The 20,213-nt window shown below is 68.1% G+C and carries 18 protein-coding genes; 6 read left to right on the top strand and 12 right to left on the bottom strand.

Features of this window, described 5'->3' with window-relative positions; translation table 11 throughout:
• Positions 1–9: 9 nt before the first annotated feature.
• Complete coding sequence (locus tag EDD25_RS04785; RefSeq protein WP_134172268.1) at positions 10–489, bottom strand: PPOX class F420-dependent oxidoreductase; 480 nt, start codon at positions 487–489, stop codon at positions 10–12.
• Between the two features lie 79 nt (positions 490–568).
• Between EDD25_RS04785 and EDD25_RS04780 the strand changes: the two genes are divergently transcribed.
• A complete protein-coding gene (locus EDD25_RS04780; protein WP_134172267.1) occupies positions 569–1,306 on the top strand; it encodes a hypothetical protein in 738 nt (245 codons plus the stop codon).
• Between the two features lie 7 nt (positions 1,307–1,313).
• On the opposite strand, the gene EDD25_RS04775 is transcribed toward EDD25_RS04780, so the two are convergent.
• Positions 1,314–1,919, bottom strand: a complete 606-nt coding sequence (locus tag EDD25_RS04775) for a DUF2510 domain-containing protein (RefSeq protein ID WP_134172266.1) — start codon at positions 1,917–1,919, stop codon at positions 1,314–1,316.
• An 85-nt stretch (positions 1,920–2,004) separates the two neighbouring features.
• On the opposite strand from EDD25_RS04775, the gene EDD25_RS04770 reads away from it, so the two are divergent.
• Positions 2,005–3,285 (top strand): M18 family aminopeptidase, encoded by a 1,281-nt coding sequence (locus EDD25_RS04770; protein WP_134172265.1) that lies wholly within the window; start codon positions 2,005–2,007, stop codon positions 3,283–3,285.
• A gap of 73 nt (positions 3,286–3,358) precedes the next feature.
• On the opposite strand, the gene EDD25_RS04765 is transcribed toward EDD25_RS04770, so the two are convergent.
• On the bottom strand, positions 3,359–4,273 hold the full coding sequence (locus EDD25_RS04765; RefSeq protein WP_134172264.1) for an oxygenase MpaB family protein: 915 nt from the start codon (positions 4,271–4,273) through the stop codon (positions 3,359–3,361).
• 235 nt (positions 4,274–4,508) lie between these two features.
• Between EDD25_RS04765 and EDD25_RS04760 the strand changes: the two genes are divergently transcribed.
• Positions 4,509–5,984, top strand: a complete 1,476-nt coding sequence (locus EDD25_RS04760; RefSeq protein WP_241986345.1) for a sugar porter family MFS transporter — start codon at positions 4,509–4,511, stop codon at positions 5,982–5,984.
• 21 nt (positions 5,985–6,005) lie between these two features.
• Here the strand turns inward: EDD25_RS04760 and EDD25_RS17410 are convergent, their stop codons facing one another.
• From EDD25_RS17410 to EDD25_RS04735, 6 genes are all read right to left on the bottom strand, one after another.
• Entirely contained in the window at positions 6,006–6,161 is a 156-nt protein-coding gene (locus EDD25_RS17410) for a hypothetical protein (RefSeq protein ID WP_166671191.1), read from the bottom strand.
• 138 nt (positions 6,162–6,299) lie between these two features.
• Positions 6,300–7,505, bottom strand: a complete 1,206-nt coding sequence (gene hutI, locus EDD25_RS04755) for an imidazolonepropionase (protein WP_134172262.1) — start codon at positions 7,503–7,505, stop codon at positions 6,300–6,302.
• Between the two features lie 11 nt (positions 7,506–7,516).
• Positions 7,517–8,917: a formimidoylglutamate deiminase gene (locus EDD25_RS04750; RefSeq protein ID WP_134172261.1), complete on the bottom strand. Its 1,401-nt coding sequence runs from the start codon at positions 8,915–8,917 to the stop codon at positions 7,517–7,519.
• Entirely contained in the window at positions 8,914–10,128 is a 1,215-nt protein-coding gene (locus EDD25_RS04745) for an allantoate amidohydrolase (protein ID WP_198418850.1), read from the bottom strand. Before EDD25_RS04745 ends, EDD25_RS04750 begins: the two co-directional genes overlap by 4 nt.
• Positions 10,125–11,813, bottom strand: coding sequence for a urocanate hydratase (gene hutU / locus EDD25_RS04740; RefSeq protein WP_134172260.1), 1,689 nt, complete (start codon positions 11,811–11,813; stop codon positions 10,125–10,127). Before hutU ends, EDD25_RS04745 begins: the two co-directional genes overlap by 4 nt.
• Before the next feature lie 69 nt (positions 11,814–11,882).
• Entirely contained in the window at positions 11,883–12,542 is a 660-nt protein-coding gene (locus EDD25_RS04735; protein ID WP_134172259.1) for an IclR family transcriptional regulator, read from the bottom strand.
• Positions 12,543–12,718: 176 nt separating this feature from the next.
• Between EDD25_RS04735 and EDD25_RS04730 the strand changes: the two genes are divergently transcribed.
• Positions 12,719–13,903: an exonuclease domain-containing protein gene (locus EDD25_RS04730; RefSeq protein ID WP_134172258.1), complete on the top strand. Its 1,185-nt coding sequence runs from the start codon at positions 12,719–12,721 to the stop codon at positions 13,901–13,903.
• Positions 13,904–14,005: 102 nt separating this feature from the next.
• Here EDD25_RS04730 and EDD25_RS04725 read toward each other — a convergent pair whose 3' ends face one another.
• Together EDD25_RS04725 and EDD25_RS04720 are read right to left on the bottom strand one after the other, a co-directional pair.
• Positions 14,006–14,392 carry a TraR/DksA family transcriptional regulator gene (locus EDD25_RS04725; RefSeq protein ID WP_241986344.1) on the bottom strand — a complete coding sequence of 129 codons (387 nt, stop codon included), beginning with the start codon at positions 14,390–14,392 and terminating at the stop codon, positions 14,006–14,008.
• A gap of 120 nt (positions 14,393–14,512) precedes the next feature.
• Positions 14,513–15,283 (bottom strand): ribonuclease H family protein, encoded by a 771-nt coding sequence (locus EDD25_RS04720; protein WP_134172257.1) that lies wholly within the window; start codon positions 15,281–15,283, stop codon positions 14,513–14,515.
• Positions 15,284–15,495: 212 nt separating this feature from the next.
• Between EDD25_RS04720 and EDD25_RS04715 the strand changes: the two genes are divergently transcribed.
• Positions 15,496–15,927: a nitroreductase/quinone reductase family protein gene (locus EDD25_RS04715; RefSeq protein ID WP_134172256.1), complete on the top strand. Its 432-nt coding sequence runs from the start codon at positions 15,496–15,498 to the stop codon at positions 15,925–15,927.
• Between the two features lie 3 nt (positions 15,928–15,930).
• Here the strand turns inward: EDD25_RS04715 and EDD25_RS04710 are convergent, their stop codons facing one another.
• On the bottom strand, positions 15,931–17,541 hold the full coding sequence (locus EDD25_RS04710; protein WP_134172255.1) for a molybdopterin-dependent oxidoreductase: 1,611 nt from the start codon (positions 17,539–17,541) through the stop codon (positions 15,931–15,933).
• Positions 17,542–17,680: 139 nt separating this feature from the next.
• On the opposite strand from EDD25_RS04710, the gene EDD25_RS04705 reads away from it, so the two are divergent.
• Entirely contained in the window at positions 17,681–20,203 is a 2,523-nt protein-coding gene (locus tag EDD25_RS04705) for a DEAD/DEAH box helicase (RefSeq protein ID WP_134172254.1), read from the top strand.
• Positions 20,204–20,213: the final 10 nt, after the last annotated feature.

Below are 20,213 nucleotides of genomic sequence, written 5' to 3'. Positions count from 1 at the left end.
GGTCGCCGGTCAGCGTGCCTCGAGGCGGGTGGCGACGTCGGCGGGGAAGCCTCCCGTCGCGATGGGGCTCCACCGGGTGGGCGTCACGCGAATGAGCGACTTGTCCTGCAGCGCCATGGCCGCGCGGTACTCGTCCCAGTCGGAGTGCTCGCCGGCGATGCACCGAAAATAGTCGACCAGTCCGTCGGCGGCCTCCGGCATGTGCAGTACCTCGGCGTCACCATCAATCTGCACCCACGCGCCGTCCCATTCGTCCGACAACACGACGACGGAGGCGTGCGCGTCTCGTTCGGCGTTGCGGGTCTTTGCGCGGCCGGGATAGGTGGCGATCACGATGCGGCCCTCAGCGTCGACGCCGCCGGACACCGGTGAGATCTGGGGTCGGCCGTCCCTGCGTGTGGTTGCGAGCAGCATGTGGTGCCGCGGGCGCACCCAGTCGAGAAGGTCGTCCAGGTCAATGACGGTGTTGGTTGCGATGCTTCGAGCCATTTTCCAAGGCTACGCGACATTTTTCGCTCGCAATGGTGCAGGGACCAACGGTTTCGGCGGGCGTGGCTAGGCTCGAAGGATGAACGTCATCCAGCAATTCGAGCCGCGAATGCACGCAGACTCCGTGCCGGGCTTCCGGCGGCTCATCGCGCAGGCTCGGGTGAGCGACCCCATCCTGCTCAACCCGAGAGCGATGACGCGAATGGTGGAGCAGATCAACTGGATGCTGCGGCGCGTCGGCGCCGACGGTATCCGCTTGACGAAGGCCGGGCACTTGCCGCCGTCAGTGGTGATCGAAGCCACAACCGAGCTGGACTGGGGATGGCCCGTCACCGTGAATCGGGAGAGCCACATCAGCCCCCTGCGGGAAATGCGCCTGCACATGCGCGACGTCGGCCTGCTTCGAATCAGCAAGGGAACGCTGCTGCGCACGGCCAAGGGGCGTGCGCTCACGGATTCACCCCGTGCGCTCTGGTGGCACCTCGCCCGGACGGTGCACAAGAGCCGGGTCCCCGAAGTGAGAGACGCGACGCGCCTGCTCCTGCTGTTTGTGGCGACCCGTTCCCTCGACCAGTCGGCGGAATACCTCGTGGCGGTGGCCAGGGGCCTTGAGACCATTGGCTGGGCGGAACCGGGCGGCGACGGGGTCAGCACGGCAAAGGTGCACGGCCTCCTGATGGAGAAATGGCGCCTGCTGAACCGGCTCGGCGTCTTCGAGCCGACCGAGGACTGGTACGGCAACTCGTGGACACCGAGCGTGGGCGGCGCCGCTTTCGCGCGTGCCGCGCTGCAGACCGAAGCGTCCGCAGCGAGCTGACGGGACGCTAGCTGGCGATGGCGTTCCCGAGGGCCGGGGCCAATTCGGAGATTGCCGACGCCATCTTGGTGATGGCCACGAACACGGTCAGCACCGTGATGGCTGCCCACGTCCAGATCGGTGCCAGGCTGCCGCCCACGCGGCGGCGCACGACGATCGTGCGACCGAACACATAGATGGCGCCCCAGAGGAACGCCCAGGCCCAGTGGAACGGCCGCGACACCCCGAGGCGCGAAAGCCTGCGGTGATCGAAGAAGGCCAGCACAATCGTGGCCGCATAGACGGCGAATCCGAGGAACTGCAGCACAGCGTATGCGGGGTCGATGATGGGACCGGTCGACGAAAGGGAAGCCCTCAGGTAGGCGGTCATGTCAAGTTGCGCGTTCGCGATCAGGGAGACGAGAGGCAGCAGAACAATGACCCAGAGGAGTCCGTTGCTCACCGGCGTGCCCTGGCCGGCCACGAGCGGCGGAGTCGTCCCATAGACCGCGAGCGAGGGGTCATACAGGTCTTCGGTCCAGGCCGTGCCGTTCCACCAACGCTGCACCGGAGCGCCGGACGGATCCGGGTACCAGCCCGCCGGATACGTGGTGTTGCCGTTCGAATCCGTCATCGGGGTCCCCTCGCGTCACCGATGTGAGTCACCGATGCAATAACGGCCAGTCTAGGACCGCGGGCAGGAGTGGTTGGATGGACACATGGACGCCACCCCCGCTTACCTCGACGATTTCGCACGCTTCATCATCGCTTCACCGTCGTCGTACCACGCGGCCAACGAGGTGGCCAGACGACTTGAGGCCGAGGGATTCACCCGACTGAGCGAATCCGATGCATGGTCGGGTGCGGCCGGTGGCCACTTCGTGCTGCGCGACGGTGCGATCATCGCCTGGGTGCAGCCCGGTGCAGCGGGTCCGGCAACCCCGTTCCGGGTGCTCGGTGCCCACACCGACTCGCCCGGATTCAAGCTCAAGCCCAAGCCCACCATTAGCTCTCACGGCTGGCTTCAAGCCGGCGTCGAGGTGTACGGCGGGCCCCTGCTCAACTCGTGGCTCGACCGCGAACTTGAACTTGCCGGCCGCCTCGTCACGAAAGACGGCACGGAGCACCTCGTGCGCACCGGCCCGTTCCTGCGCATCCCGCAGCTCGCCGTGCACCTGGACCGTGAGGTCAACAACGGCCTCGTGCTCGACCGGCAGCGTCACATGACGCCGGTCTTCGGCGTGGGCGACCTCGCCGATGCCGACCTCGTGGCGCACCTCGCCGCCCTCGCCGGGGTCCTGGCAGCGGATGTCGCCGGGTACGACATTCTCACGGCCGACACCCAGCCCCCGGCAACGTTCGGGCAGGACGGCTCGCTCTTCGCGGCGGGACGTATGGACAACCTCTCGTCGGTGCACGCCGGCCTGTGCGCCCTCATCGTCGCGGCGGCCAGTCCCGCCGCCGGCTCGATCAGCGTGCTCGCCGCGTTCGATCACGAGGAGATCGGCTCCGCGTCCCGGTCGGGTGCGAGCGGGCCCCTGCTCGACGACGTGCTCACCCGGATCGCGGCGGGCCTCGGCGCATCCGTTTCCCAGCGTTTGCAGGCCTATGCCGAGTCGTGGTGCCTCTCCGCCGACACGGGCCACGCCGTGCACCCCAACTATTCCGAGCGCCATGACCCCGCCAATACGCCCCGTCTCGGCGGCGGTCCGCTGCTCAAGATCAACGCGAACCAGCGCTACGCAACGGATGCCGTGGGCGCGGCCCTGTGGGCTCGCACCTGCGAGCAGGCCGGCGTTGAGTACCAGGAGTTCGTGTCGAGCAATGTTGTTCCGTGCGGCTCGACCATTGGACCGCTCACCGCAACCCGCCTCGGTATCCGCACCGTGGACGTGGGCGTGCCGCTGCTGTCGATGCACTCGGCCCGTGAACTGTGCCACGTTAACGACCCGGCCGCGCTCTCGCTCGCGATCGTCGCCTTCTTCACACCCGAGGCCTGACCCCGGGACCGTGAGGCCCGGCAACGGCCGAGTTGAGCACGGCGACTGGCGTTCCGGTCGCCACCATGACGTTCTACCCGCGCGAACGCTTGCTGTCCGCGGCGTCGATGCGGGCGATGCGCGCCCGGGCTGCGTCTTCCGACGACGACGAAGCGCCGAGCAGTGAGCGCACGAGCCCGAGCACAACGCCGGTCGCCCAGATCACCGGCAGCCGTGACCGCTTCAGCCCGAGCATCTCGCGGTATTCCACGGGCAGTGAGGCCACGGCCCCGGCGAACATGATGCGGTAGAACGGCAGCATCGAAGGCCGCAGGGGTGGGTAGCGAATGAAGCGCACCGCCTCGGCCACCCGCTCGTCGCTCTTGAGCGTTCCCGCGGCGCGAAAGGCCTCAAGCTGGCCGCGCAGGTCACGCTCCGAGAGCGGCGGATCGATCACCCCCACGAGTTCGCCGGCCTTCGACCACTCGCGCACGTACTGGTCGGCACCACCCGGGATCGGGCCGCCCCACACCGTTTCGGCCGCGAGGAAGGCATCAGTGAAAACCACGTGAACCCACGACAGCAATTCGGGGTCGCCCGCGCGGTAGGGGCGCTCCATCCCCTGCGCGTCGAGGTAGGTGCCGGCGACGCGGTCGTGAAAGTGGGCCACCCGGCCCGACTCGTGCACGGCCTGCTCTGTGCTGGCGAAGGTCACGGTTACCAGCCATTGAATCGTTCCCGAGAGCCTGCCGAGCGGGTCCTCTTCGTAGCGGGACCAGTCGTGCACCCCCGCCATCGCTCCCGGATGCAGGGTCTGCATGAGCAGGGCGCGGATGCCCGCCACCATCGTGGCCATGCCGCCGTGCACCGCCCACGATGCTGAACCCGGGCCGAAGAAGCCGATGTCGTCGCCGAGTTCCATCTTCTCGACCCACTTCGGTCGACCCCGGTCATTGCCAGACAACGTGGTCAACAACCGTGCACGCCACGTGTCCGCAAACCTGCTCATGAGCTGAGATTAGCCCGGGCCGGCTGGGTGTCAGCCGACTCTTTAGAGCGCTTGCCGGCCTATGCCCAGTCGTGGTGCCGTTTCCAGCCCGCAGTCCTGATTTCCTCCCTTCTGCCCGCCGCTACCCCGACCGGTGTCCCGGATAGGGGTACGAGGCGTAGGCTCGGCAGGTTGCAAAAAATTGGCGATGCATTCCGAACACATCGTTGACTCAAGAACGCAGGGGAGCGGCACTTTGACTGAGACGACCACGCTGAGCAGTACGGGCCAGCAGGGGACCAACCGAAAAGTCATCGTCCTGGCCATTGCCGGGGCGCTCGGAGGGTTCCTCTTCGGCTTCGACTCCTCGGTCATCAACGGTGCCGTCAATGCCGTGCAGGACGAGTTCGCCCTGAGCGGGGTCCTCACCGGCTTCGCCGTGGCCTGCGCACTCCTCGGTGCTGCGGCGGGTGCTTTCTTCGGTGGGCGCTTCGCCGACCGCTATGGACGCATCCCCATGATGATTGTGGGTGGCATCGTGTTCCTCGCGAGCTCGATCGGCTCCGGCTTGGCCTTCGGCGTCGTCGACCTCATTGTGTGGCGCGTTGTCGGTGGCCTGGGGATTGGGCTGGCGTCGGTCGTTGCCCCCGCGTACATCGCCGAGATCTCCCCGCGCCACATGCGCGGACGCCTGGGGTCGCTGCAGCAGCTCGCAATCACCCTGGGAATCTTCACGGCGCTCCTGTCCGACGCCGTGTTCGCCAACGCCGCGGGGGGCGCGAGCGGAACGTACTGGCTCGGTCTCGAGGCCTGGCGCTGGATGTTCCTGGCCGGTGCCGTGCCTGCCATCGTCTACGGCGCCGTCGCCTACCTGCTGCCCGAGTCCCCGCGATTCCTGGTGCTCAAGGGCCGCGAAAGCGAAGCTCGCACCGTGTTCGTGCGCCTCTGGCCCACGGGCGACGTCGACCGCGAACTGCGCGACATGAACGAATCGATCACCAACGACCAGCGATCCCAGCGCTCGGGGTCCCTGCGTGGCACGGCCTTCGGCCTCAAGCCCGTCGTGTGGGTGGGGATCATTCTCTCGGTGTTCCAGCAGTTCGTGGGCATCAACGTGATCTTCTACTACTCCACAACCCTGTGGGAGGCCGTGGGCTTCGAGGAGAGCAGCTCCCTCACGATCTCGGTCATCACCTCGGTGACCAACATTCTCGTGACCCTCGTGGCGATTGCCCTCGTCGACCGGATTGGCCGGCGCCCCATCCTCCTCGCCGGCTCGATCGGCATGACCGTGTCGCTGGCCACCATGGCCGTGGCGTTCAGCCAGTCCGAGACGGTCAACGGGACGCTGAGCCTGCCGGATGCCTGGGCGCCGATCGCCCTCGTGGCGGCGAACCTCTTCGTTATTTCGTTCGGCGCCTCGTGGGGTCCTGTCGTCTGGGTGTTGCTGGGAGAAATCTTCCCGAACGCCATTCGGGCCAAGGCGCTTGGCCTGGCAGCAGCCGCGCAGTGGATCGCCAACTTCTTGATCACCGTGAGCTTTCCCCCGATGGCGGAGCTGTCCCTGCCCATCACCTATGGCCTGTACGCGCTCTTCGCCGGCCTGTCGTTCTGGTTCGTGCTCGCGAAGATTCCGGAGACCAACGGCATGTCGCTTGAGCAGGCGGACACCCTGCTTCCGCCGAAGAATTCGGCCCGTGAAGCCCGCAAATCGGAGAACATCCCCGTCTGATTCACCGCCGGGCGGGAGCCGTTATTTCGCCGTCTTGCGCTTCACCCAGCCAAAGGCGGCGGTCACGAGGAACAGGATGATTCCGATGACAGCGAGCCAGAACAGCCCCTTGATCACGAATCCCAGCACCGCGAAAACAAGCCAGACAACGAGGAGAAAAACGATCAGGTTCATCATGGAGGCCACGCTACTACGCCGAGCGCGCCCGCACCGCTAAGTGACCACCGCGGGTTGCACGACCGGACGGGTCAGCCCCGGCGGCGGAAGCGCACCCGGGCGACGGCGACGCGCGCGGTTCCCCGCACGTCGGCGGGCTCAGACAGGGCGCCCGCCGACGCCCGGCCTCACGCCGCGGCGCCACACTGCGTGGGTCAGTGGAACGCCCGGACGGTAGGCGAGGTGCGCCACGGCTGGCGCGTCAAGCACCTGGAGGTCGGCCAGGCCACCCACTTGGAGCGATCCGACGGCATCCGGTCCCCGCTCACGGCCCACCGCCTGGGCTGCCCCGCGCGTGGCGGCCCAGATGGCCTCGTCGATCGTCAGGCCCATTTGCAGCACCGCCGTGGACACGCAGAACGGCATCGACGTTGTGTACGAGGATCCGGGGTTGCAGTTGGTGGCGAGGGCGATGCTCGCGCCGGCGTCGAGCAGCGCCCTGGCCGGCGGGAAGGGTTCGCGCGTCGAGAGATCGCAGGCGGGCAGCAGTGTTGCGACCGTCGTCGACTGTGCGAGTGCGTCGATGTCCGCCGCCTCGAGGTGGTTGCAGTGGTCGACGCTCGCCGCTCCGAGCTCAACGGCCAGCCGCACACCGCCGCTGAAGCCGAGCTGGTTGCCGTGCACGCGCAGGCCGAGACCGGCGGCGCGTCCGGCGAGGAGCACCTCGCGGGTCTCCTCCACGTCAAAGGCGCCGGCCTCGCAGAACGCGTCGATGTACGACACGTACGGTGCCACCGCCGCGAGCATCGGCCCGGTGACGAGGTCGAGATAGTCCCGCCGATCGTGTCCCTGCGGCACCACGTGGGCGCCGAGGTACGTGACGACGTCGGCGACGGTCGCCGCGGCCCGCGCGGACCGCACCTCGCTCTCCAGATCGAGGCCGTAGCCGGTCTTGGTTTCGAGGAACGTCGTGCCCTGCGACTCGGCCTCAAGGCGGAGTCGCAGGGCATTGGCGACCAGTTGCTCCTCGGTCGCCGCCCGCGTGGCACGCACCGTTGTGTTGATCCCGCCGGCTTCGTAACGCTGCCCGGCCATGCGGGCCTCGAATTCCGCGGCGCGGTCGCCGGCGAAGAGGAGGTGGGAGTGCGTGTCGACCCAGCCGGGCAGCGCGGCGCGGCCGCCGACGTCCGTTCGCCGGTCGGCGGCGGGGGCGTCGGCGGCCGAGCCGATCCACGCGATTCGACCGTTTTCGATCACCAGCGCCGCGTCGAGCAGGCGCTCCCGATCGTCGGCCTGGGTGGTCAGCTCGGCGATGCCGGTGATCAGCTCGGTGGTCTGTTGGCTGGTGACAGGGGGGCTGGTCATGCGGGGTCTGGTCATGCGGGATCTCCCGAGGTGCCGTCGTGGATGGGCGGGATGTTGTCGAGCGTGGCCAGGGCGTGCCGCAGCAACGCCTCGGGCAGCCGGTCGGCCGCGGCGCCGCCCGCGGAGACGAGCCGTCCGGAGTCGGCCACGATCACGCCGTGCACGATGACGCGCACAACGTCGGATGCCGTGGCGCTGAGCGGCAGCTGGGCCGGCGCCGACCCGATGGTGCGCACGCTGTCCATCGAGACCTCGACGAGGTCGCACAGACCGCCGGGACGCAGGCGGTTGTCGCCGAGGCCGAGGCAGGCGTAGCCGCTGGTCGACGCGGCGGCCAGGAGCGCGGCCGGGTCGAATCGACCGCGCTCGCCGGAGGCCAGCCGTTCGCCGGCCTCGAGGCCGCGCATCTCGAGCAGCGGGTCGACGACGGCGTTCTGGTCGGAGCCGAGGGCGATCCTGGCGCCGGCGTCGGCGAGGCGCCGGGCCGGGCCGATCCCGTCGCCGAGGTCGGCCTCCGTCGTCGGGCACATGATGACGGTGGTGCCGGTGCGCCCAATCAATTCGATGTCTGCGTCGGTGAGGTGGGTGGCGTGCACGACGCTCAGGCGCGGCGAGAGGGCGTCGAGGTCGGCGAGCACGCCGGTCGGCGTCAGACCGTATTCGGCCAGGCAGTCCGCGTTCTCCTGCGGCTGCTCGGAGAGATGAATGTGCAGGGGCACGGCGGAAGGCAGCCCCGCGAGCACCTCCCGCATGGCGGCCGTGGGCACGGCGCGCACGGAGTGGATCGCGGCGCCGAGGCTGACCCGGGCATCCGGATCCGCGCCGAGGGTCTCGTTCAGGGATCGCCAGCGCTCCAGCCAGCCCGCCGCCGAGCCGTCGTCGAAGGCGCGCTGTTCCGGAGCGAGCGGGCGCCCGATGCCGCCGGCGAGGTAGAGCGTGTCGAGCAGCACGAGACGGATGCCCACATCGCGCGCCGCCGCGGCCAGCGCGAGTTCCATGGCGTGTTCGCGCGGGTACCGGGAGCCGTCCGGGCGGTGGTGCACGTAGTGGAACTCGCCGACCGCGGTCCAGCCGCTGACGAGCATCTCGGCGAACACGGCCCGGGCGAGAGCGTAGTACCGGTCGGGGTCGAGTCGTCCGGCCGCGAGGTACATCGCCTCGCGCCACTGCCAGAAGTCGCCACCGTCCGCGTGGGTGCAGCCGCGTAACGCGCGGTGGAACGCGTGGGAGTGCGCGTTGGCCATGCCGGGCAGTACGGTGCCGAGGCGCACGTCTCGCGGCCTCGGCGCGCAGCCGGGCGTGAGGCGGGCGATGCGCCCGTCTGCTCCTACCTCAACGCGAACGCCGGGGGTCGGCTCGCCGTCAACGAGCAGGGTCTCGCACCAGAAGACGTGGGTTCCCGCGCCCGTCACAGCAGCGTCCTGAGCAGCTTCTCCAGCGCGTCGATCCCGGCCATGCAGTCCTCGGCCGACGCGAATTCCTCGGGCGAGTGCGAGATCCCGGTCGGGTTGCGCACGAAGAGCATGGCGCTCGGCACGCTCGCCGCGAGCACACCGGCGTCATGGCCGGCGCCCGTCGGCAGGGTCGGAACGCCGTGGAGGGCGGCGCTGAATCGGTCTCGCAGTTCGGGGTCGAAGTGCACAGAGCCGGCCCACGATTCCTCCACAATCGAGACGGCGCATCCGTTCTCGGCCACGGCCGCGTCGACCCCGGCGGTGATCTCGCTCACGAGGGCGCGGGTCTCCTCGTCGGTCTCCGCCCTGGCGTCGAGCCAGGCCTCGACGCGCGACGGGATCACGTTCGTACCACAGGGGATGATGTTCATCCGGCCGACGGTGGCCCTGGTGCCGGGCCTGGCCGAGGCCGCCTCCTGCACCGCGAGCACGGCGCGCGCGGCGGCCACCATCGGGTCGCGGCGGTCGGTCATCAGGGTGGCGCCGGCGTGATTGCCCTGCCCGGTCATGGTGAGGCGCCAGCGACCGTGTGCCAGGATCGAGGAGGCAACGGCCACCGGGTGCCCGAGGTCGATCAGGCCGCGGCCCTGCTCGATGTGCAGTTCAACGAACAGTCCGATCCGATTCAGCGCGTCCCGGTCGGTGCCGAGGTGGGCCGGATCGATTCCGGCGTGCGCTGCGGCTTCGGCCAGCGTGACGCCGTCCGGATCGACGAGGGCCCTGGCGCGGTCGGCGTCCAGTGTCCCGGTCATCAACCTCGAGCCGAGGCAGGCGATGCCGAACCGGGAGCCCTCCTCCTCCGCGAAGACCAGGATGGCGCAGGGGCGCGACGGCGTGACGCCGGTGGCCTGAAGTCGTGCGATGGCGTCGAGCGCCGACACGACGCCGAGCGGGCCGTCGTACGCGCCGCCGCCCGGCACGGAGTCGAGGTGGCTGCCGGTGACGACGGCATCCGGCCCCGGGGTTCCCCACCAGGCCCAGATGTTGCCGTTGCGGTCGGTTTCGACGGCGAGCCCGATGCGCTCGGCTCGTTCGATGAACCACGCCCGCAACTCGAGGTCGGGCCCCTGCCAGACGTGCCGTGAGTAGCCGCCACGCTGGGCATCCTGGCCGGTCTCATTAATTTCGTCGAGACCGGCCAGGACACCGTGGGCGAGGAGCCCGCTCAATCCGATTCCATCATCGGCACGCGCAGGCCGCGCTCGCGCGCGACCTCTTCGGCCCGCTCGTAGCCGGCGTCGACGTGGCGCATCACGCCGGTGCCCGGGTCGTTCGTGAGCACCCGCTCGATCTTCTCGGCGGCGAGGGCGGTTCCGTCGGCGACGATCACCTGGCCGGCGTGGATACTGCGGCCGATCCCGACACCGCCACCGTGGTGGATCGACACCCAGGTGGCACCGGATGCCGTGTTGAGCAGGGCGTTCAGCAGCGGCCAGTCGGCGATCGCGTCCGAGCCGTCCTTCATATCTTCGGTCTCCCGGTAGGGCGAGGCGACGGAGCCGGAGTCGAGGTGGTCCCGGCCGATCACGATCGGCGCGGAGAGCTCGCCGGAGGCGACCATCTCGTTGAATTTCAGGCCGGCCAGGTGGCGTTCCTTGTAGCCGAGCCAGCAGATCCGGGCAGGCAGGCCCTCGAAATGAACGAGGTCCTGGGCCTTGGTGATCCACCGGCGCAGGTGCTCGTCTTCCGGGAACAGCTCGACGATGGCCTTGTCGGTGGCCGCGATGTCGGCCGGGTCGCCGGAGAGAGCGACCCAGCGGAACGGGCCCTTGCCTTCGGCGAAAAGCGGCCGGATGTACGCGGGCACGAACCCGGGGAATTCGAATGCCCGCTCGTAGCCGCCGAGCTCGGCCTCGGCGCGGATCGAGTTGCCGTAGTCGAAAACCTCGGCTCCGGCATCCTGGAATTCGACCATGGCTTTGACCTGCTTGGCCATGGCGGCGCGGGCGCGTTCGGTGAACTCCTCCGGCTTCTCGGCCGCGTAGGGGTGCCAATCCTCGACGGTGACGCCCTCGGGCAGGTACGACAGTGGGTCGTGCGCGCTCGTCTGGTCGGTGACGATGTCAATGGGCACCTTGCGGGCGAGCAGCTCGGCGAACACGGTCGCGGCGTTGCCGACCAGGCCCACCGACAGGGCGCGCTTCGCGTCCTTCGCCGCGAGAACCCGGGCGATCGCGTCGTCGAGGTCTGTGGTGAGTTCGTCGAGGTAGCCGTGGTCGACCCGGCGCTGCAGCCGGGTCTCGTCGACGTCGACGATCAGCACGACGCCGTCGTTCATGGTGACGGCGAGCGGCTGCGCGCCGCCCATGCCGCCGGCCCCGCCGGTGAGGGTGAGGGTCCCGGCCAGCGTGCCGCCATCGTGCTCGTCAAGCCCGCCCCGTCGGGCGGCGAGCTTGGCGGCGACGGCCGCGAACGTCTCGTAGGTGCCCTGCAGGATGCCCTGGGTGCCGATGTAGATCCAGGAGCCGGCGGTCATCTGGCCGTACATGGTCAGGCCGAGCGCCTCGAGCCTGCGGAACTCCGGCCAGGTCGCCCAGTCACCGACGAGGTTCGAGTTGGCGATGAGCACGCGCGGCGCCCACTCGTTGGTGCGGAACACGCCCACCGGCTTGCCGGACTGCACCAGCAGGGTCTCGTCCTTCTCCAGCGTGGTGAGCGTGCGCACGATCGCGTCGTAGGCTTCCCAGTTGCGGGCGGCCTTCCCAGTCCCGCCGTACACGACGAGGTTCTCCGGATGCTCAGCGACCTCGGGGTCGAGGTTGTTCATGAGCATCCGCAGCGGGCCTTCGGTCTGCCAGCTCTTCGCTGTCAGGGTGTTGCCGCGGGCGGCGCGAACGGGGCGGGATTCGGACATCGGTGTCTCCTTGGTTCAAATCGCGTTCAGGTCGGGTGTGTCAGGTCGAGTGGTGCTGCGCGGGGGAGATCAGGGACCGGTCGGCGAGCTGAGGCCCGCCGACACCCGGTCGGCGGCGGCGGCGAGCAGTGGCCCGTAGCGGTCGATATCGGCCGCGGTGACTCGATAGCTCGGGATGACGAGGCTGAGTGCGGCCACGACTCGGCCGGCGGAGCGGATCGGTGCGGCGATGGCGGTGACGTCCGACTCGATGCCGCGTTCGACGACGACGTAGCCCGGCGCCGGGGTACGTCCTTCGAGCACCTGGCCGGCGGCGGACTGCTCGAGTGGAACGGTGCGGCCGACCCAGCTGGCGTGGCGGACCGAGTGCGTGCCCTCGACGATGGCGAGATAGAGGGCCGTGCGGGTGTGGCCTTCGACGCTGAGGTAGACCGATTCCCCGGTCGCGGCGACGAGGTCTTCCATGACAGGGCGGCAGTGCGGAGCGAGTGACTGGTTGCTCAGCGCCTGGGCGCCGAGCTGGATCAGTCGACTGCCCGGGCGGTAGCCGCCGCCGTCGTCCCTCCGCACGAATCCGCTCGTCTCGAGCGTTCGCAGAAGGCGCAGGGCGGTGCTCGGCGAGAGATCGACGGCCCGGGAGCTGGCGGATAGTGTGAGGCCGTCCCCGTCGCAGATGACGGCAAGCAGGCTGAGGGCGCGGTCCACGGTGCGGGTGGATGACTCGGCCACGGTGCTCCTTCGTTGAATGCCCTGCCATCCAGTAAAATGCAATTGCCATGCAATGGCAACACTTTTTTTCAGCCGGGCGGCCTGAGCCGCCGCCCCAAACTGAGGCCACCCGAACTGGAGCTCGCGGGTTGCTGAGCATAGCGGATACCTTCACCTGAGAACAGGTCGGAGTAAGAATGCCGCAGCGTGGATTTGCCGTACTGGATATCGAGACGACGGGTCTCTCCCCGTACCGGAGCGATCGGGTCGTTGAGATCGCCGTGGTTAATGCCGATGCGGCCGGAAACATCACCGGGCGTTGGCACACCATGGTCGGTGCGCCGGAGTACCCCGCGTTCGAACTGATCGCATCACGGCTCGTCGAGCTTCTCTCCGGCCGGGTACTCGTCTGCCACAACGCCCAGTTCGCCACGAGTTTTCTCATGAGTGAGTTTCAACGGATGTCGTATCGTCCGCGTCGGGGCATGGAAGCGGTGTGCACCATGCAACTCGCCCGGGAATTCCTGCCAGGGGCCGGCCGGTCGCTTGCGGACTGCTGTGCGGCCTTCGACATTGAGGTGGCATCGGGGCACGGCGCTCTTCTGAAGGCCGTGGCGACCGCGCAACTCCTCGCAGCGTATGTCCAGAGCGACCCGGGTCTCCCGGCCTGGCAGATGGCCCTGGATCGCGCCGCCGCTACGCCCTGGGCACCGCTCGGATCCGCGCGGTCAGGGTGGGTTCCCCGCTTGCCGGGAACCGAGCTTTCTCTGCCGAGTTTTCTCGAGCGAACGGCCGCTCGGCTGCCCAACTATCCGGGCCCGGACGGGCACCTCGACTACCTTGCCCTGCTTGACCTCTGCCTGATCAACGACCGCCTCGATCGCGGGGATCTGCGCGTGCTCACGCAACTCGCCGAAATGAGCGGGATCAGCGCCACGGAGTGTGCGGATCTCAACAGCGCCTACGTGGAAGACCTTGCCCGCGTCGCCCGGCTCGCGGGCACCCTGGGTGCGGAGGAGCGCGAAGAGCTGCTCGGCGTCGCCACCATGCTCGGTGTTGCAGCCGAGCTCGTGACCGCGGTTGTCGATCCGCTGCCGTCGGCGGGGCTGCCCGAGGGACGCGAAGCGCCGCAGCCGGAAACGGTATCGCTGAACCAGGGTGACATCGTCGTGTTGACCGGTGACCTTGCCCGGTCGCGCTCCGACTGGAACCGTGAACTGTGCGCGCGGGGGTTCACCGTGGCGCCAGCCATCACGATGCGCACCCGACTTCTCGTGGTCGCCAACCCGAGTGCGACCACGGGGAAGTCAGCCAAAGCGGTCGACTACGGGATCCCCATGGTGTCGGAATTCGGGCTCAGGTCCCTGATCGGGGTGCGGTAGCTCCGTACAGGCCAAGTGCAGACGACAGGCCAGGTGCAGACGACAGGCCAGGTGCAGACGACAGGCCAGGTGCAGTCGCCGGGTCAGGCGCATGCACGCGACTCAGCGTCGTTGTTCGGCCTCAAGTTCGAGGGCGCAGTCGATGCAGAATTCCGTTGCGGGCCGGGCCTCGAGGCGTTCGCGACCGATCGGCTCCCCTTGGCGCAGGCAGACGCCGTAGGTTCCGTCGTCGACTCGTTGCAACGCCCTGTCGATGCGTGCGAGCTTCTCGGCGAAATCGTGTTGCACCCCGGACAGCCGCGACCATTCCATGGTGAGGGCGGGCCCCTCCGGGTCATGCTCGTCGTCCTGCGCTTCATCCCGGGTTACCCGCACCTCGTCGAGCGACTCGGCGAGCCGCGCAAGTTCGGTGGCGAGTTCGGCGCGCATCCGCCGCAGGCTCTGTTCCAAGTGGCGCACATCGGCAGAGGTGAGTGCTGTCATGACCATGATTACTCCGTTCGTCGATGAGGGAGAGAGACGATTGCTGCACAGGCTGAGCGGACGAACGTCAGGATCGTCCAGGGGAATATCGGCAGTATACGCCCGCGGGCGATGTGGTGACAGGTATCAGATCAGGGCGCGCAGGCAATCCTCTATGCTGAGCCCGCGCACGCGGGCACGCTGGGTGAGCCGGTCGAAATCGTCGGCGGTGAGCGTCAGGGTGATACTGCGCTGTTCGCTGACGCTGCGCAGCGCCGAGACCGGGTGATCGTTGCTGTGCTGGCCGCCCAGGCTCTCGGGCGCGTCCCCGAGGTCTCCGGCGTCTTCGTCGAAGGAGAAAAGTTCGGAGTGGGCGGAAGTGACCGTGCGTGCCGTCGCGGCAGCCTCCGGGGTCGAGCGATTCGAGGTCGGTGCGGCAATGGCTGCCCGACCAGGCGCCGTGTAACCGGGCCCACTCCGCACGGGTGCACCGCGCTGAAACGATTCGGCGGCCCCGCGGGCACGCACGTCGGCCGCCTCGTTGAGTGGATGGTTGGCATGGCCCTTCACCCATTCGAAACGGTATCGGCGCCCCACGATCTCCGCGTCAATCTCCTTGAGCAGATCCACGTTGAGCACGGGCTTGCCGTCGGCTTTGCGCCAGCCCTTGGCCTTCCACCCCCGCATCCACTTCGTGATGCAGTTGATGACGTACTGGCTGTCGCAGAGCACGAGCAGGTCGTCGTCGATGTGTTTGGTGGCGCGAAAGAGTTCGAGCACCGCCTTGAGCTCACCCTGGTTATTGGTGGCGTGTTTCCAGCCGCCGGCGGCCCAGTTGGAGTTATCGACGTACCAGGCCCACCCTGCCGGGCCGGGGTTGCCGAGGGCTGACCCGTCGGCGGCAGCAGTAATAGTCATTGCTCCATTAAACCACCCGTGACCGCCGACGCTCGAAAACGGCAACGTGTGCAGTGTGTAACACGGTCCCCCCACCCGGCTCCGAGGGTGTGATCATCAGGTGCCTGAGCGTTGCACCGAACGCGCAAGGGGCGCAGGGGGCGCGGCCGGAACGCCCAAACGTTGACCTGCCGGGTGCGCGGTGCCATGATCGCTCCTGACGAGGGGAGGACATGAATTCTCCAGCGATGACCATGATGCGGGTGGCCATGCGCATGGCGGTCTGGATCTATCGCCTCACGAACGGCCTCATCGGGGGATCGCTCGGCAGGCTCGATGTGCTGCTCCTCACCGTGCCGGGCCGCAAATCCGGCACGCCGCACACCGTTCCCGTGGGGTTCTTCGAACACGAGGGCGGCTACCTGGTCGTTGGTTCCGCCGGGGGCTCGCCCCAGGAACCGCAGTGGTTCAGGAACCTTCGGAAGTCCGCACGCGCCCACATTCAGATTCGTTCGCGGCATACCGACGTATTCGTACGAGTAACGGACCCGGCCGAACGAGACCGGCTGTGGAACGACGTGGTGATCGCACAGGCGAGCACCTTCGCCAGATACCAGAAAAATACGGACCGCACGATACCGATCGCCGTCCTCACGCCGGTCTAGCGATTAGGCGACGTTCACCGACACTCGGTGCAGGCCGGTGGCGCCGTCGGGCGCGACATCGCGCGTGAGCGACGTCTGAACGAGGCCGTTGGCATCGGTGGCCCGCACCGTGACGGAGTGGCTGCCGGGCGTGGCGGGCCAGGTGAACATCCACTGCCGCCAGGTGTCGGCGGAGATGGCGTCCGCGAGCGTGGCATCGTTCCACTCACCGTCGTCGATCTGCACCTGCACGGCGCTCACCCCCACATGCTGTGACCAGGCGACGCCCGCCACCACAACCTGGCCGGCCGCCACCTGCGCGCCCCTGCGCGGCACGTCGATGCGTGAGGACAGCTTCACCGGGCCGAGCTCGGACCAGCCCCTCGGCGTCCAATACCCCTGCGCCTGATCGAAGCGGGTGACGCCGAGCTCAACCACCCACTTCGTGGCGGAGACGTAACCGTAGAGGCCGGGAACGACCATACGAACCGGGTAGCCATGTTCAAGCGGAAGCGGGTCACCGTTCATGCCCACGGCGAGGATGGCGTTGCGCTCATCGGTGAGCGCCTCAAGGGGCGTGCCGGCCGTGAACCCGTCGGAGCTGCGGGAGAGCACCATGTCGGCGCCGCCCGTGGGTACCGCCCGGGCAAGGAGATGGCGGATGGGGTAGCCGAGCCACACGGCGTTGCCGATCAGATCGCCGCCGACATAGTTGGACACGCACGCGAGGGTCGTCGTGCTCTCTTCAAGGGGGAGAGCGAGCAGCTCAGCGAAAGAGATCTCCACCTCCTTCTCCACCATGCCGGTGATGCGCAGCGTCCACGTGCTGGGGTCGATCCGCGGCACCTGCAGTGCGGTGTCGATGCGATAGAAATCCGCGTTCGGCGTGATGATGGGCGAGAGTCCCGCAACCTCGAATGAGGCCCCCTCCGGGATCGGCACGCCGGGAACGGATGCCGGTGGCAGCGTGAACAGGGCGCGCGCGGCATCCGCTGCCCGGGTGCCGGCGAGCAGCAGCTGGCCGCCGATGAGCGCGAGAACGCCGAGGCCGGCGCTCGCTCCCGTGAACGCCAGGAAGCCGCGACGGTCCAGGGTTCCCTCTCCGGCGGGCCGGTTGCTGAGCCGACGGGTGAGAACGGTGAGAACGATCGTGCCGACACCGGCGGCCACGAGGGAGGGAAAAGCGTCCAGCGCGGCGGAGTCCGCACGGGTGAGCGCCGCGAACAGGGCGAGGGCGGCGGCGGCGACCACGAGCACGCGGCCCCACGGTGGCCGGCGGTACTCCAGAATTCCGGCCAGGCCGGCGAGCGCGAACACGACGAGGCCGATGCTGATGATGAGCACGAGCTTGTCGGCCGTGCCGAAGAGCCCGATCACGAGGTCTTTCACTCCCGGTGGTACGAGGTCGATGATGAGGGCGCCGACGGAGAGCACCGGGCTTGCGGTGGGAGCGAGGAGCGCTGCGGTCAGTTCCGCGAAGCCGAGTGCCGCGGTCGCCGCGGCGAAGCCGGCGATGGCGGGGCGCCACACCGTCGAAAACGCGTTCCCGCGCTGCTGAGCCTGGAGGGGCGAGGCGTCACGGGGCGAGGTATCACGGGGCGAGGCATCACGGGTTGAGGCATCACTGGGGGCCATGGCACCACCCTAGAACCGTTGCCTGTGTTGGCGCCCCGGCTCGCGCCCGGTTCCTCAAGCGTCAGACAATCGTCACATCTGCCGCGGCCGGGCAGGCGGAGAGGCGCGGGGGACAGAAGTAGTGCAGTCTTAAGGGAACATGTCACTTCTCACGAGTCTCCCCAATGTAACCGACCCCGATGTTCTCTTCGAGGCGTTCGAAGACTGGGCGACCGAGCAGGGGCTTTCCTTGTACCCGGCTCAGGAGGAAGCGGTCATCGAGATCGTGTCAGGGGCGAACCTCATCCTCAGCACGCCCACGGGCACGGGTAAATCGCTTGTGGCGGTCGGGGCTCACTTCGCGGCGCTGTCCGCCGGCAAGCGCACCTTCTACACGGCTCCCATCAAGGCGCTCGTGAGCGAGAAGTTCTTCTCCCTCGTGGAGACGTTCGGTGCCGAAAACGTGGGCATGATGACGGGCGACTCCTCGGTGAACGCCGACGCCCCGATCATCTGCTGCACGGCTGAGATCCTCGCGAACCTCGCACTGCGCCACGGCGAAGACACCGAAGTCGACCAGGTGGTCATGGACGAGTTTCACTTCTATGGGGACCCGGAGCGCGGCTGGGCCTGGCAGGTTCCGCTGCTCCTGTTGCCGCGCGTGCAGTTCATTCTCATGTCGGCGACCCTCGGTGACGTGAAGTTCATCGCCGACGACCTGTCGAAGCGCACGGGCCGTGACACCGCGATCGTCACCGGTGTCGAGCGCCCGGTGCCGCTCAACTTCTACTACGAGAACACGCCCGTGCACGAGACGATCGAAGAGCTGCTGCACACGCAGAAGGCGCCCGTCTACATTGTTCACTTCGCTCAGGCTGCCGCCCTCGAGCGCGCGCAGGCACTCGCGAGCGCCAAGGTGGCCACCCGCGAGCAGCGTGACGAGATTGCGGAACTCATCGGCGAGTTCCGGTTCACGACGAGCTTCGGCAAGACGCTGTCCCGGCTCATCCGCATGGGCATCGGCGTGCACCACGCCGGGATGCTGCCCAAGTACCGCCGTCTGGTGGAGCAGCTCGCGCAACGCGGGATGCTGCGGGTCATCTGCGGAACCGACACGCTCGGCGTCGGCATCAACGTGCCCATTCGCACCGTGCTGTTCACCGCACTCACGAAGTATGACGGCGTGAAGATGCGTCAGGTGCTCGCCCGGGAATTCCACCAGATCGCCGGTCGCGCCGGGCGTGCGGGTTACGACACCGCCGGCACCGTGGTCGTTCAGGCCCCCGACCACGAGTCCGAGAACCTCAAGGCCGTTGAGAAGGCCGGCGATGATCCGAAGAAGAAGCGCAAGATCGTGCGCAAAAAGGCGCCGGAGGGCTTCGTGTCCTGGGGCGAACCGTCGTTCCGCCGCCTGGTCGACGCCGAGCCGGAGACGCTCAGTTCGAGCATGCAGATGACGGCCGCCATGCTCATCAACGTGATCGGGCGGGGTGGCGATGCCTTCGCACACGTGCACTCCCTCGTCTTCGATAACCACGAGCCGTGGAAGCGCCAGCTCGTGCTCGCCCGGCGCGCGCTCGGCATTTACAAGACGCTGCGAGAAGCCGGGATCGTGGAGCAGAGTGCGGCAGGTGGCATCCGACTCACGGTAGACCTGCAGGCCAACTTCGCGCTCAACCAGCCCCTGTCGCCGTTCGCGCTCGCCGCGTTCGAGCTGCTCGACCCCGACCCGGCCATGGGTCCCGGCCCCGGCACCGGGCACTACGCCCTCGACATGATCTCCATTCTCGAGGCGACGCTCGACGACCCGCGCCCCGTGCTGATGGGTCAGCAGTTCGCGGCGCGCGGTGAGGCCGTGAACGCCATGAAACGCGAGGGGATTGAGTACGACGAGCGAATGGCGCTGCTGGAGGAGATCACCTGGCCCAAGCCGCTCGAAGAGCTGTTGAATTACACGTTCGAGACCTACAAGGCGTCACAGCCCTGGATCGCGGACTTCGCGCTGCGGCCCAAGTCCGTGGTGCGCGACATGTACGAGCGGGCGATGTCATTCGGGGAGTTCATTGCGTTCTACAAGCTCGCCCGCAGCGAAGGGGTCGTGCTGCGCTATCTCTCCGACGCGTATCGCGCCGCCCGGCAGACGATTCCGGACGAGGCCAAGAACGAGGACCTGCTCGACCTGATTGAGTGGCTCGGCGAACTCGTGCGCCAGGTGGATTCGAGCCTGCTCGACGAGTGGGAAGAGCTGCTGCATCCCGACCCCGTGGAGCACGAGACCGAAGCCCACGCGCTCCTGCCGCCCGCCCCGAAGCGGCTCACCACGAATGTGCGGGCATTTCGCATCCTCGTTCGAAACGAGTTGTTCCGTCGAGTGCAGCTGGCCGCGCTTGAACACTACGACGAGCTCGGCGACCTCGATAAGGAGCACGGGTTCACGGCCGAGGTGTGGGGTGATGCCCTGGACGGGTATTTCGCGGAACATGACGAGATCCTCACCGGGGCCAATGCGCGTAGCTCCGACCTGCTGATGATCGAGACGACGCCCACCAGCTGGACGGTGCGCCAGATTCTGGACGACCCGGCGGGCGACCACGACTGGGGCATCAGCGCCGACGTCGACCTCGCGGCCTCCGACGAGCGTGGCGAGGCCGTTGTGCGCGTCACCGGGGTCAACCGCTTGTAGCCGTCGTTCG

The organism is Cryobacterium psychrophilum (assembly GCF_004365915.1).
In the GTDB taxonomy this organism is placed as follows: domain Bacteria; phylum Actinomycetota; class Actinomycetes; order Actinomycetales; family Microbacteriaceae; genus Cryobacterium; species Cryobacterium psychrophilum.
The sequence above is the reverse complement of the archived record's forward strand: the minus strand, read 5'-3'. Positions and strand labels throughout refer to the sequence as shown.

Coding starts and splice junctions, on each gene's coding strand:
- EDD25_RS04765 (WP_134172264.1), bottom strand. CDS start 4,273: ATGAGCAGGTTTGCGGACACGTGGCGTGCACGGTTGTTGACCACGTTG.
- EDD25_RS04725 (WP_241986344.1), bottom strand. CDS start 14,392: ATGGTCATGACAGCACTCACCTCTGCCGATGTGCGCCACTTGGAACAG.
- EDD25_RS04770 (WP_134172265.1), top strand. CDS start 2,005: ATGGACGCCACCCCCGCTTACCTCGACGATTTCGCACGCTTCATCATC.
- hutU (WP_134172260.1), bottom strand. CDS start 11,813: ATGTCCGAATCCCGCCCCGTTCGCGCCGCCCGCGGCAACACCCTGACA.
- EDD25_RS04705 (WP_134172254.1), top strand. CDS start 17,681: ATGTCACTTCTCACGAGTCTCCCCAATGTAACCGACCCCGATGTTCTC.
- EDD25_RS17410 (WP_166671191.1), bottom strand. CDS start 6,161: ATGATGAACCTGATCGTTTTTCTCCTCGTTGTCTGGCTTGTTTTCGCG.
- EDD25_RS04775 (WP_134172266.1), bottom strand. CDS start 1,919: ATGACGGATTCGAACGGCAACACCACGTATCCGGCGGGCTGGTACCCG.
- EDD25_RS04715 (WP_134172256.1), top strand. CDS start 15,496: ATGAATTCTCCAGCGATGACCATGATGCGGGTGGCCATGCGCATGGCG.
- EDD25_RS04710 (WP_134172255.1), bottom strand. CDS start 17,541: ATGGCCCCCAGTGATGCCTCAACCCGTGATGCCTCGCCCCGTGATACC.
- EDD25_RS04720 (WP_134172257.1), bottom strand. CDS start 15,283: ATGACTATTACTGCTGCCGCCGACGGGTCAGCCCTCGGCAACCCCGGC.
- EDD25_RS04785 (WP_134172268.1), bottom strand. CDS start 489: ATGGCTCGAAGCATCGCAACCAACACCGTCATTGACCTGGACGACCTT.
- hutI (WP_134172262.1), bottom strand. CDS start 7,505: ATGACCAGCCCCCCTGTCACCAGCCAACAGACCACCGAGCTGATCACC.
- EDD25_RS04730 (WP_134172258.1), top strand. CDS start 12,719: ATGCCGCAGCGTGGATTTGCCGTACTGGATATCGAGACGACGGGTCTC.
- EDD25_RS04780 (WP_134172267.1), top strand. CDS start 569: ATGAACGTCATCCAGCAATTCGAGCCGCGAATGCACGCAGACTCCGTG.